The organism is Pseudomonas sp. St290, from assembly GCF_018325805.1.
GTDB classification, from domain to species: Bacteria; Pseudomonadota; Gammaproteobacteria; order Pseudomonadales; family Pseudomonadaceae; genus Aquipseudomonas; species Aquipseudomonas bijieensis.
Genome location: NZ_AP014703.1, coordinates 2978049 through 2990699, shown reverse-complemented (window position 1 = coordinate 2990699; position 12651 = coordinate 2978049). Strand labels below are relative to the sequence as shown.

11 protein-coding genes are annotated in these 12651 nt (G+C 63.3%); 3 read left to right on the top strand and 8 right to left on the bottom strand.

Features of this window, described 5'->3' with window-relative positions; translation table 11 throughout:
* Nucleotides 1-61: 61 nt before the first annotated feature.
* The 5 genes from PBDP_RS13155 to PBDP_RS13135 form a co-directional block, all read right to left on the bottom strand.
* Nucleotides 62-1126: a 2,3-butanediol dehydrogenase gene (locus PBDP_RS13155; protein ID WP_232200268.1), complete on the bottom strand. Its 1065-nt coding sequence runs from the start codon at nucleotides 1124-1126 to the stop codon at nucleotides 62-64.
* A gap of 84 nt (nucleotides 1127-1210) precedes the next feature.
* On the bottom strand, nucleotides 1211-2323 hold the full coding sequence (locus PBDP_RS13150) for an acetoin dehydrogenase dihydrolipoyllysine-residue acetyltransferase subunit (RefSeq protein WP_212802356.1): 1113 nt from the start codon (nucleotides 2321-2323) through the stop codon (nucleotides 1211-1213).
* Nucleotides 2323-3339 (bottom strand): alpha-ketoacid dehydrogenase subunit beta, encoded by a 1017-nt coding sequence (locus PBDP_RS13145; RefSeq protein ID WP_109756188.1) that lies wholly within the window; start codon nucleotides 3337-3339, stop codon nucleotides 2323-2325. Before PBDP_RS13145 ends, PBDP_RS13150 begins: the two co-directional genes overlap by 1 nt.
* 35 nt (nucleotides 3340-3374) lie before the next feature.
* Nucleotides 3375-4352, bottom strand: a complete 978-nt coding sequence (locus PBDP_RS13140) for a thiamine pyrophosphate-dependent dehydrogenase E1 component subunit alpha (protein WP_109756189.1) — start codon at nucleotides 4350-4352, stop codon at nucleotides 3375-3377.
* A gap of 2 nt (nucleotides 4353-4354) precedes the next feature.
* A complete protein-coding gene (locus PBDP_RS13135; RefSeq protein ID WP_109756190.1) occupies nucleotides 4355-5428 on the bottom strand; it encodes an ATP-NAD kinase family protein in 1074 nt (357 codons plus the stop codon).
* 357 nt (nucleotides 5429-5785) lie between these two features.
* On the opposite strand from PBDP_RS13135, the gene PBDP_RS13130 reads away from it, so the two are divergent.
* Nucleotides 5786-7651 carry a sigma-54-dependent Fis family transcriptional regulator gene (locus tag PBDP_RS13130; RefSeq protein WP_212802355.1) on the top strand — a complete coding sequence of 622 codons (1866 nt, stop codon included), beginning with the start codon at nucleotides 5786-5788 and terminating at the stop codon, nucleotides 7649-7651.
* 4 nt (nucleotides 7652-7655) lie between these two features.
* Here PBDP_RS13130 and PBDP_RS13125 read toward each other — a convergent pair whose 3' ends face one another.
* From PBDP_RS13125 to PBDP_RS13115, 3 genes are all read right to left on the bottom strand, one after another.
* Nucleotides 7656-7985, bottom strand: coding sequence for a hypothetical protein (locus tag PBDP_RS13125; protein WP_046062717.1), 330 nt, complete (start codon nucleotides 7983-7985; stop codon nucleotides 7656-7658).
* 478 nt (nucleotides 7986-8463) lie between these two features.
* Nucleotides 8464-9672: a cytochrome c biogenesis protein DipZ gene (locus PBDP_RS13120; protein ID WP_212802354.1), complete on the bottom strand. Its 1209-nt coding sequence runs from the start codon at nucleotides 9670-9672 to the stop codon at nucleotides 8464-8466.
* Between the two features lie 167 nt (nucleotides 9673-9839).
* Nucleotides 9840-10103, bottom strand: a complete 264-nt coding sequence (locus tag PBDP_RS13115; RefSeq protein WP_109756193.1) for a DUF2790 domain-containing protein — start codon at nucleotides 10101-10103, stop codon at nucleotides 9840-9842.
* A 226-nt stretch (nucleotides 10104-10329) separates the two neighbouring features.
* On the opposite strand from PBDP_RS13115, the gene PBDP_RS13110 reads away from it, so the two are divergent.
* On the top strand, nucleotides 10330-11070 hold the full coding sequence (locus PBDP_RS13110; protein ID WP_003202589.1) for a response regulator: 741 nt from the start codon (nucleotides 10330-10332) through the stop codon (nucleotides 11068-11070).
* Nucleotides 11067-12377 (top strand): ATP-binding protein, encoded by a 1311-nt coding sequence (locus tag PBDP_RS13105; protein ID WP_109756194.1) that lies wholly within the window; start codon nucleotides 11067-11069, stop codon nucleotides 12375-12377. The genes PBDP_RS13110 and PBDP_RS13105 overlap by 4 nt, the downstream gene beginning before the upstream one ends.
* The last annotated feature ends 274 nt before the right edge of the window (nucleotides 12378-12651 follow it).

The window sequence follows — 12651 nt, the reverse complement described above, 5'->3', positions numbered from 1 at the left end:
TCCGTGTGAAAAAATGCGATGGCCGCTGCCGACCATCGCCAAATCGCCCACCCGGGCGCTCTCAGATCCGTGCGGGAGACACGATGATTTTCACGTTGTGCTCCTTGTTGTTGACCAGTTCCTCAAAGCCCTGGCCGACAATCTGCTCCAGCTGGATGCGGCCGGTCACCAGTGGCGAGATGTCCAGGCGCCCATCGGCGATGAAAGCGATCACATCGGCAAACTCGCCGTTGTAGGCCAACGCGCCGAGCACCTGCTTCTCAGTGGACACCAGCTCGAAGAAATTGAATTCGCTGGGCTCCTCGAAGATCCCCACCAATACACATTTGCCAGCCTTGCGGATCAGGTCGATGGCCAGCTTGGCGGTGTGCTTGTTGCCGATGCATTCGAAACTGACATCGGCCCCCAGGCCGCCGGTCAGACGACGAACTTCGGCCAGGGCGTCGCACTCCTTCGGATCGATCACATGGCTGGCCCCGACCTCCAGGGCCTTGGCTTTGCGCGCGCCGGACATTTCCAGGGCGATCACCTGGGCCGCGCCGGCGGCCTTGGCGCACATGATGGTGCACAGGCCGATCGTACCGGCACCAACCACGACCACGTTCTGGCCCAACAGGCTGCCGGCCTTCTTCACCGCGTGCATCCCCACCGCCAACGGCTCGATCAACGCACCGGCCTCGGCCGGAAAATCAGCAGGCAACTTGTAGAGCAAATTGGCCGGTACGTTGACCAGTTCGGCAAATGCACCGTTGTTCATCAGCCCGGTGAAGGCCAGGTTCTCGCAGATGTTGTACAGCCCATGGGTGCAGTAATAGCAGGTGCCGCAGTGCTGGCAGGCATCAGCCGCCACCGGCTCACCGACACTGAAGCCTTCGACGCCGGCCCCCAGTTCGACGATCTCGCCGCAGAACTCATGACCGAGGATGCACTGGCCCTTGATCCCGGTCAGCGGGTGCGGCGCGTCCACCGGAATGAACACCGGCCCGGCCACGTATTCATGCAGGTCGGAGCCGCAGATACCGCACCATTGCACACGGATCTGCACCCAACCGGCGGGCGGCGAAACCGGCAGTGGCACGTCTTCGACGCGGATGTCGTTGCGGCCATGCCAGACGGCGGCGCGCATGCTGCGGGTAGGCTTGATTGAAACGTTCATGACGTTGCCTCCAGAAGTTTGTCGGGGCGACGAACCACCTCGCCGCCCGCTTGATCAGCGCTGTTCGATGAACCCGAGGATCAGCCGGTTGACCTGCTCGGCTGCTTCCATTTGCACCATGTGGCCCTGGCCGGAAAGCACTTCGACCTGGGCACTCAACCCTTCGCTGTGGGCCACCGGGATGATTGCGTCGTCGCTGCCCCAGATCACCAGCGTCGGTACGTGGCCGGCCTGCACGACCTCGCGCAGGTCCACCTGCTGGTGACCGTCCTTGAAGAGCGTCGCTGACAGTTGCCGCAGCGCAGCGTCCACCCCCTCCAGGCGCTTGTACTTGAGCATGTCGTCGAGCATCTGGCGGTTGACCAGTTCGGCATTGGAGAACAGTTGCACCAGTGCCGGCTTGAGGGCGTTGCGGTTGGCGGCTTCGACGAAACCTTCCAGGTAGCTGCCATTGATCTGCGCGCCCAGCCCGGCGCTGCCGATCAAGGTCAGCGAGCGGACTCGCTGGGGCATCAGGCGCGCGGCGTTCAGCGACACCGCCCCACCCATGGAATGCCCCACCAGATGCACAGCGTTGATGTCGAGGTGATCGAGCAGGCCCAGCACCACTCCGCTCAGCTCGTCCAGATCACCGCGTTGCAGGGTTTTCGAGGACTCGCCATGGCCCGGCAGGTCCAGGGCAATGACCCGACGCCCGGCTGCCAGTGCTTCATGGTTGAATAACCAACCGTTCAGGTCGCCACCGAAACCATGTACCAGCAACAGCGGCGTGCCGCCCTCGCCACGCTCGAAATAACGGATGACCCGCCCGTCCAACTCGACTTTCTGCGGTTTCGGTCCGCTGTCTTCATCGGCCGCGTCACCGGGGACAAAAGTTGATTGGAACTGCTCGATAACCGCATCGATCTCGGCGTCACTGGCTTCGCCCTCAACGACAATCCCGAGCAAGGCGCCGACCGCCAGGGTTTCGTCCTGCCGGGCAATCTGCCGGCGCAGGACTCCGGAAAACGGCGCTTCGACACTGCTGGAAATCTTGTCGGTTTCCACGTCCATCACTTCATCACCCTTGGTGATGGCCTGGCCCTCCTCCTTGAGCCAGGTATCGACCCGGCCCTCGGTCATCGACAGGCCCCACTTGGGCATGGTCAGGGTATGAATCTGGCTCATCAGCGCTTGCTCCACTCGATCACGTTGAGCACGGCTTGCTCGATCTTCGCCGCGTCGGGGATATACAGGTCTTCCAGCGAATCGGAGAACGGCACCGGGGTATGCGGTGCGGTGACCATCTCAATCGGGGCCTTGAGCGCGCCAAAGGCTTTTTGCGCCACCAGGGCCGAAACATCGGTGGCCATGGAACAGCGTGGGTTGGCCTCGTCGATCACCACCAGGCGCCCGGTCTTCTCGACGCTTTCGAGGATGCTGTCCTCGTCCATCGGGCTGGTGGTGCGCAAGTCGATGACTTCACAGTCGATGCCACGCCCAGCCAGGCTGCGCGCGGCGTCCATGGCGGTGTTGACCATGCGCCCGTACGACACCAGGGTCACGTCCTTGCCGTCGCGCAGGAAATTGGCCTCGCCGAAGGGAATGGTGTAGAGCTCTTCCGGCACCTCGCCCTGCATGCTGTAGAGCAACTTGTGCTCGCAGAAGATCACCGGGTCGTTGTCGCGGATCGCCTGGATCAGCAAGCCCTTGGCATCGTAAGGCGATGACGGGCACACCACTTTCAGCCCCGGAATGTGCGTCCACAAGGACGTGAGCATCTGCGAGTGCTGGGCGGCGGCGCGCAGGCCGGCACCGACCATGGTGCGGATCACCAGGGGCGTGGAGGCCTTGCCGCCGAACATGTAGCGAAACTTCGCCGCCTGGTTGAGGATCTGGTCCAGGCAGCACCCGGCGAAGTCGACGAACATCAGTTCGCACACCGGACGCACGCCGCAGGTGGCGGCTCCCACAGCCGCGCCGACGTAACCGATTTCCGACAGCGGCGTGTCGAGCACGCGGCCGGGGAACTGGTCGTAAAGGCCCTTGGTGACACCAAGCACACCGCCCCAGGCGTCGTTTTCACCAGGCGCGCCGGCACCGCCAGCCACGTCCTCGCCCATGATGAAGACGCTGGAGTCGCGGCGCATTTCCTGGGCCAGGGCCTCGTTGATTGCCTGCTGATAGCTGATTTTTCTCGCCATGATGGGATTCTCTATTCTTGTTTTATAAAGGGCGTTCAGGGATAGGAGACGTAGACGTCAGTGAGCAGGTCCGCCGCGGTGGGCTTGGGATCGGACTTGGCCTTGTACACGGCGTTTTCGATCAGTTGCTCCACTTCCTTATCGATCTGGTCCAACTGCTCGGCCGACAGCAGCCCGGCCCGGGTGGTGCGCTCACGGAACTGCATCAGGCAGTCCTGGTTCTCGCGGAAATGCTTGACCTCATCGGGGGCCCGGTAAGTCTGGGCGTCGCCCTCGAAGTGGCCGTAGTAGCGCGTCAGCTTGACCTCGATCAGCGACGGCCCTTCCCCGGCACGGGCGCGTTCGACAGCAGCCCCGGCGGCTTCGTGGACGGCGAAGAAGTCAAAGCCATCCACCGTCACCCCAGGCATGCCGAACCCGGCGGCGCGGTCGGCGATGTGATCGCAGGCCACCGACCAATTGGAAGCGGTGGCTTCGGCGTAGCCGTTGTTCTCGGCGATGAACAGGCACGGCAGGTTCCACACCGAGGCCATGTTCATGGCTTCGAACACCGCGCCCTCGTTGGAGCCGCCGTCACCGAAGAACACCACAGCGACGCTGTCGGTGCCCTTGAGCCGGGCCGCCAGGGCAGCGCCGACCACCAGAGGCGCGCCGGCACCGACGATGCCGTTGGCACCGAGCATGCCTTTCTCGAAATCGGCGATGTGCATCGAGCCGCCCTTGCCTTGGCAGACGCCGGTTTTCTTGCCGTAGATCTCGGCCATCATCCCGTAGACATCCACGCCCTTGGCGATGCAATGGCCGTGGCCACGGTGGTTGGACGCGATGCAATCGTCATCGCCCAGGTGGGCCATGACGCCGGCGGCCGACGCTTCTTCGCCGGCATACAAGTGGACGAAACCGGGAATCTCGCCGGTGGCGAACTCCACGTGCAAGCGCTCTTCGAAAGCGCGGATGGTGCGCATCACCTGGTAGGCGTGCAGCAATTGATCGTGGGTGAGCGGTGTCGACATTTTTATTCTCCCGAGGTGTCTTCTTGAAGATTCAGAGGGTGTTGCGGGTGTTCACGGCCAATGGCCAACAAACGCTGTTGCGCGGCGTAGGCCAGTACCGCGTTGACATCGATGCTCAGCGGGCCGCCGGCATCGAGGGTGACCGTGGGCCGGTCATGGACGTTGAATTCGATTTCCCGCTCGCCATCCAGGGCCAGTGTGCCGCTGGAAAGCGACAGGCCGTGGGCGACGCCGGGTTCCAAGGGGCCGGCGGCGAGCACGCCACAGCCTTGCAACAGGCCGGGAGCCAGTGGCACCAACAGCGCTTCGGGCGATTGCGGGTCCAGGCGCATCCAGGCACCACCCGGTGCCTGGCGTGACACCGGGAACCACAACCCGCACAGCGCCGACAGGCCGATGGATTGCGGCTCGGCGAAGGTCACGAACACTTCGGCCAGGTCCTGTGCCCGGCTGATGGCCCGGGCGCCGACAAAGCGCAGCGGCGACACGGCCACGTCCACCAAGGCGACTTCGCGCAAGCCACGGCCGGCATCGCAGACCAGCAGGCGCTTGTTACGTCGCAGACCGATCTGCGTCGGTATCCGTCCGCTGGCGTACAACCCGCCGGCCAGTCCGGCACTGGTGGCCTCGCGCAACTCAGGAAAGGCGTTATTGGTGCCGGTGGACAGGGTCAGCAACGGGATGTCTCCCACTTCGGCGGCCACCGCCTTGTGGGTGCCATCGCCGCCGAGCACGGCGATCAGCGCCACCTCGCGTTCGGCCATCAGACGCGCGGCCCGACGAGTGTCTTCGACGGTCTGGCGCAGGGTCAGGTCGAGGAACTCCAGGGCCGGCCAATGGCTGCTGCGGGCCTGGCGGCTGTGGCTGTTCTTCAGCACGGCGGCGGCCATGCCGATCATGTCGGTGGGCATCAACACCTGCTCGATGCCGGTGGCGCCGAACGCGGCCAGCAGGCGCTGGATCACCGAGACCTTGTCGGTGCTGGAAAACAGCCCGGCATTGGCGGTCAGGCGCCGCACGTCACGGCCCGATGCGGGGTTGGCGATGATGCCCACGGTCAGTGGCCGGCGACTCATGGCGCCACCGTGGCGGGGATAGGCGAACGGTCTGGACAGCCAGACCATGGGCAGGAAAACATAGGCACCTCGTTGTTATTATTGGATGCCCCGTCGAGCGGGTTGCAGAGGTAGAGCAAGGGCGGTGCCAGTAACGAAAAAAATCTTCGAAAAGCCCGGACCAGAGCGGTCCCATCGGTTTGTTCAATGCAGCGGAGCGAGCTCTGGTGAGACGCTCCATGTCAGGTTGCACGAGGCTTCGGCGAGACCCTGAGACGTGGCGTCTCACACGGGCCGAACAACCGGTCGAGCTTGTCTGTCCCCGGCGAACGGCGCTTAATGTGCGCACAACGATAAGAAGCTGAATCGGAGGCCCCTATGCTTTCCGCTCACTCCCGGGCGCACGTGGATTGCGTCAGTCGCGTGGTGAAAAACGCGAACCAATTGCCACAACTGCCCGTCCCGGACCTAATCCTCGATTCCTGGCGCCGGTCCCTGGAGCAACATCACCTGGACCCCGGTTCGTTGCAGGGTCCGCGCATCCTGTCCCAGGACGTGCTCAAGCAATGCCGCGAACGCTCCGAGCTGTTCCTCAATATCGCCAGCGAAGAAGTCGCCCGCCTGCATGGCCGAGTGCGCGATGCCGACTACTGCGTGCTACTGACCGATGCCCAGGGCCAGACCATCGACTATCGAGTGGAAACCACGATCCGCAACGACTGCCGCAAGGCCGGCTTGTACCTGGGCACCTGTTGGTCGGAGGGCGAAGAAGGCACCTGTGGCGTGGCGGCGGTGCTCACCGCCAAGGCCCCGGTGACGGTGCACAAGCGCGACCATTTCCGCGCGGCGTTCATTGGCCTGACCTGCTCCGCCGCGCCGGTGTTCGACCCCCAGGGTGAATTGCTCGGGGTATTGGACGTCTCGGCGGTGCGCTCGCCGGACGATCGACGCTCGCAGCACCTGATACGGCAAATGGTGGTACAGAGCGCCCGAGAGATCGAACAGGCGTTTTTCATGAGCAGCGCCCAGGGCTACTGGGTGCTGCGGGCCCATCGCAACCCCGGCTACGTCGACAGCCAGCCGGACTTCCTGTTCGCCTGGGACGACGACGGCTGCCTGCAAGCCCTGAACCCCGCCGCCCGCCAGTACCTGCTGCAACATTACGGGCAGTTGCCACAACACATCGGCCAGGTGTTCGACCAGCAACTGCTGCACCGTGCCCGGGACGAAAGCCTCTGTCCGCTCGACCACGCCATGCATGGCCGCTTGAGCGCACCACGCCATCGGGCCAGTGTGCGTCCGCGGGTCGCGCTGAACCCGTCCGAGATCGACCCGCGCCTGGCCGACAGCCTGCGCCTGGCGGTGCGGGTCAAGGATCGCAACCTGCCGGTGCTGATCCAGGGCGAAACCGGTTCCGGCAAGGAAGTCTTCGCCCGCCAGTTGCACCAGGCCAGCCAGCGTCGTGATCGTCCATTCGTGGCGTTGAACTGCGCCGCCATTCCCGAAAGCCTGATCGAGAGCGAATTGTTCGGCTACGTCGCCGGCGCTTTCACCGGCGCCTCGGCCAAAGGCATGCAGGGCCTGTTGCAACAGGCCGATGGCGGTACCTTGTTCCTGGATGAAATCGGTGACATGCCGCTGGCCTTGCAGACCCGCCTGCTGCGGGTACTGGCCGAGGGTGAAGTGGCGCCGCTGGGGGCATCGCGCCGTAAAGCGGTGGACATCCAGGTGATCTGCGCCACCCACCGCGACCTGGAGACCCTGGTGGCCGCCGGCGAGTTTCGCGAGGACCTGTATTTCCGCCTGGGCGGCGCACGCTTCCAACTGCCACCGTTGCGCGAGCGCAGCGATCGGTTGGCGCTGATCAATCGGATTCTTGTCGAGGAGTCAGCGCTGTGCGGAGAAACGGTGCAATTGAGCGGCGCAGCCCTGGAATGTCTGCTCGGTTACCACTGGCCGGGCAATGTCCGCCAGTTGCGCCATGTGCTGCGCTATGCCTGCGCGGTGTGCGAAGCCAGCGTGATCCAACTCAGCCACCTGCCCGAATCAATGCACAGCGCTGACGCCACCGATCATGGGTCGGAGCCAAGTGCCAGCCCGGAACGCCAGGCTTTGCTCGATGCGTTGGTGCGTCATCGCTGGAAACCCACCGCCGCCGCCCGGGCCCTGGGCATTTCCCGGGCGACCCTGTATCGACGGGTGCACCAGCACGGCATCGAAATGCCTGGCCGCAGCCCGGCCTGAGGGCCTACCGGCGCGCCAGCTCATGGCGGACACATTGTTCGTAGTAGGTCTGCTTGACCGCCACGGGTTTGAGACGCGACGCGCTGTTGTAGGTCTGTTCGGTAATGCCCAGGGCCGTCATGCGCATCCAGGGCCGGGGAAACTTGCGCACTTGCAGCTTCTTCCGCGCGCCGTACAGGCTGACGCCAGACAGCTTCGACGCCTGCGCGCCCGCCGCAATGTCCGAACCCCAGCGGCACACCGATTGCTGGTTCTGCGTCAGCGCCCTGGCCTGGGCCTCAAGCGAGACGGCGGCCAGGAGAAACGTCGTTACGACCCACATAGAAATACGCATAGGTTTGTCGCCCAACTTTCTGAAAGGAAAGAAGTTTGACCGTATACAAATGAGCAAGGGGCCAGCATTTGAACAGGCCCCCTATCTGCCTGGCACGCCGCGTTGGCGTTGCGTTCCTGGGGCCGCTTCGCAGCCCAGCGGGAGCAAGCTCCCTCGCCACGGGTATTGGCTTGCCTTCATCCACTGCAATGGCTGCCCAGGCGATAGCCATCCTACAAACAGGTAGAGGTTATTAGATTAACTTATTGAAAATAAACAAATTTAATTTGAATTCCAACTACCTACCCTAGTGACGCGAAAATCTAGAAAATGGTAGAGAGAAAATTACTAACCAATTGAAATAAAACAACTTTAATGAAAAATACCTATCCTGTGGCGAGGGAGCTTGCTCCCGCTGGGCTGCGAAGCAGCCCCCAAGAAAGCACTGACAACTCGATATGTCAGATAAGCAGCGGACAACCTCCCTCGCCACGGTTCATCAGCCCGCCTTCGCTTCCTGCAGCAGTTGCTGGATCACCTGCTCCTGCTCGTCATAACGTCCCTCGCCAAAGTGGCTGTAGCGCACCTGCCCCTTGGCATCGATGAAGTAATGGGCTGGCCAATACTGGTTGTTGAAGGCACGCCAGATCGCATACTGATTGTCGATCGCCACCGGGTAGTGGATGTCCAGCTTGCGCACCTGCTCGCGCACGTTGTCGATGATCTTCTCGTAGCCGTATTCCGGGGTATGGACGCCGATCACCACCAGCCCGTCCTTTTCATACTTCTTCGCCCAACCGTTCACATAGGGCAAGGTGTGTTGGCAGTTGATGCAGTCATAGGTCCAGAAATCCACCAGCACCACCTTGCCCCGCAGTGACTCGCTGCTCAGCGGCGACGAGTTCAACCACTGCACCGCACCGTCCAACGCGGGCATGGTGCCCTGGGATTCGAGGGTCGGCATGGAACTCGCCCCGGCCTTGCTCACCACATAGTCGATGGCCTTGGGCACGTTTTCCAGCAAGCTTTTTTCCAAGGTGGTCGACTGTTGAGATGAAGTCGCCGCCAACAACCGGTCATCCGTCCCGGTGCCAATCGCCACGGCCGCCAGCAACACCACCACTCCCGTTCCCCGGCGCAGCCAGGTAGTGATCGGCAGCGAGAGTTTCAGGCGACCGACCAGTCCCCGCCCTGCCAGGATCAACGTCCCCAGGGACAAGGCACTGCCCAGGCCATAGGCGAGCAACAGCAGACTGGTTTGTGCACTGGCGCCTTGCAGCATGGCGCCGGTCAGAATCACCCCGAGTATCGGTCCGGCGCACGGAGCCCAGAGCAGCCCGGTGGCCACCCCGATCAACACTGACGCCACCGGTCCGGCCATGCGCCCGGCACCGGCGTCCAGGCGATTGCCCAAGCTGACCAGCGGCCGCGCCAGCCAGGTTCCGACCCGGCTGAAGATCAGCGACAAGGCGAACACCACCATCACCGCCAAGGCGACTTGCCGGCCGACGCTGCTGGCGCGCACCACCCACTCGCTGCTGACCACCGCCAGGCTGGAGACCAGGGCAAACGTCAGCACCATGCCGCCGAGGGTCAGCAGCACCGAGCCGCGAGAGCGATCGGCCCGGGCGAACAGAAACGGCACCACCGGAAGAATACAGGGGCTGAGGATCGTCAGGATCCCGCCGAGAAAAGCGATCAGAAGCATGGCAATACCTCACTATAAAAGGCCGACGCAAACCCTGTGGCGAGGGAGCTTGCTCCCGCTGGGCTGCGAAGCGGCCCCGAAAGTGACTGACAACACGGTGTGTCAGACCCATACAGGGGGCCGCTTCGCGCCCCAGCGGGAGCAAGCTCCCTCGCCACAAAAACAGGTCAGTTCTGGTTGCTGCAGTTATCGGAAAGCTTGCGATAGTTCAGCGCTTGCTTGTGGCCCGTGGAGTCCAGATAGGTCATGTGGGCGTTGACCACACCGCAGGTCGGCTGGGCGTCTTCGCTAAGGGAGAGCACTTTCTGGATGTCCAGGTGGGTGCCGTAGGTGTAGGTTTGCGCCGGCACGTTGCTTTCGGCCCGGGCCGACAGCGTGCAAATATTCAGTGCAGCGAAGAGGCAGGCGGCGTAGATGGCTTTGGTGTTCATGGCGATTCCTCGATTCAATGGGTGTTTATCTGCCGAGGCCTGTTGTGTCGCCTCGATGGGTGCCATTGAATGCCGCGCAGGTATCGCGCCTGTATCGAGCCAGGGGGCTTTTTGCATCGCTGTGTATCCACCGCGCGACAGATACACTGCAATACAAACCGTCGCGAGCCGGGCCGGCCGGCGTCTGTAGACTGATCACAACGAAACGCCGAGGGGGCTGAACACCATGGATCATGTCGATCACGTGTTGATAGTGGATGACGATCGCGAGATCAGAGAGCTGGTTGGCAATTACCTGAAAAAGAACGGCCTGCGCACCACCGTGGTTGCCGATGGCCGGCAGATGCGCGCCTTCCTGGAAACCACCCCGGTGGACCTGATCGTGCTGGACATCATGATGCCCGGCGATGATGGCCTGGTGCTGTGTCGGGAACTGCGTGCCGGCAAGCACAAGGCCACGCCGGTGCTGATGCTCACCGCCCGCAACGACGAGACCGACCGCATCATCGGCCTGGAGATGGGCGCCGACGATTACCTGGTCAAGCCCTTCGCCGCCCGCGAGCTGCTGGCGCGCATCAATGCCGTGCTGCGCCGCACCCGCATGCTGCCGCCCAACCTGGTGGTCACCGAAAGCGGTCGCCTGCTGGCGTTCGGGCGCTGGCGCCTGGACACCACCGCCCGCCACCTGCTGGACACTGACGGCACCATGGTGGCCTTGAGTGGTGCCGAGTATCGTTTACTGCGGGTGTTTCTCGACCATCCGCAACGGGTGCTCAACCGCGACCAATTGCTTAACCTGACCCAGGGCCGGGACGCCGACCTGTTCGATCGTTCCATCGACCTGCTGGTCAGCCGCCTGCGCCAGCGTCTGTTGGACGATGCCCGGGAGCCGGCCTACATCAAGACCGTGCGCAGCGAAGGCTACGTGTTCTCGCTGCCGGTGGAGATCCTCGAGGCATCGGTATGAGCCTGTCGCTGCGCTGGCCGCGGACGCTCGCCTCCAGGCTGTCGCTGATCTTCCTGATCGGCCTGATCCTGGCCCAGGGCCTGTCCTTCGGCGTCCAGTACTACGAGCGCTACCAGAGCGCCAGGTCGACCATGCTCGGCAACCTGGAAACCGACGTCTCGACCTCCGTCGCCATTCTCGACCGCCTGCCTGCCGCCGAGCGCCCGGCCTGGCTGCCGAAACTGGCCCGGCGCAACTATGGCTACCTGCTCGGTGAAGGCCAGCCCGGCCAACCGATGGACCTGGCCGACGCGCCGATCTCGGTCAGTTCGATCCAGGAAGCCATCGGGCAGGCCTATGGCCTGACCTTCCAACAGATCCCCGGGCCGCAAATGCACTATCAGGCGCACTTGCGCCTGAGGGACGGCAGCCCGCTGACCATCGACGTACGCCCGGCGATGACACCCCTCTCTCCCTGGCTGCCGATGGTGTTGCTGGGGCAGTTGGCGCTGCTGATCGGCTGCACCTGGCTGGCCGTGCGCATCGCCGTCGGTCCCCTGACCCGGCTGGCCCAGGCGGTGGAAACCCTCGACCCGAACGCCCATAGCGTGCGCCTGGACGAAAAAGGCCCGACCGAAGTGGTGCACGCGGCCAAGGCGTTCAATGCCATGCAGGACCGCATCGCCGCCTACCTCAAGGAGCGCATGCAGTTGCTGGCAGCGATTTCCCATGACTTGCAGACGCCCATCACGCGCATGAAATTGCGCGCCGAATTCATGGACGAAGGGATCGAACGGGACAAATTGTGGAGCGACTTGAGCGAAATGGAACATCTGGTGCGTGAAGGCGTGGCCTATGCCCGTAGCATTCACGGCGCCACCGAGGCCAGTTGCCGGATCAGCCTGGATGCATTTCTCGACAGCCTGGTGTTCGACTACCAGGACACCGGCAAGGACGTGCAACTGTCCGGGAAAAACGCCGCCGTGATCGACACCCGCCCCCATGCCTTGCGCCGGGTGCTGGTCAACCTGGTGGACAACGCCTTGAAATTCGGCGGCGCAGCGCAGATCCAGGTGCAACAGACCGACAACGGGCAACTGGCGATCCAGGTGCTGGACCATGGCCCCGGCATCAGCGAGCAGGAGCTGGCCGAGGTGCTCAAGCCGTTCTACCGGGTGGAGAGCTCGCGCAACCGGGAAACCGGCGGCACCGGCCTGGGCTTGGCCATCGCCCAGCAATTGGCGATCGCCATGGGCGGCTCACTGACCCTGAGCAACCGCGACGGCGGCGGCCTGTGCGCCGAGTTGCGCCTGGCATTCGCAAGCTGACACAGCCTCTTGTGGGAGTTCAGCTTGCTCGCGATAGCGGTGTGTCAGCCTGCACTCATTCAACTGACCTGGCGCCATCGCGAGCAGGCTCGCTCCCACAGGGGTTGGGTATTTAATTGGATGCGGGTTTGTATGCCAGTGTGTCTGCGGCTAATCGGCATACACAAACTTGCACAGTCCTGCATTGCGGACACACCCCACTTACACCGGCTTGAAAGACTCCCTCGTATCCCCGGCGACTATCACGACCGGGCCTCGACATCCAAGGAGCCTT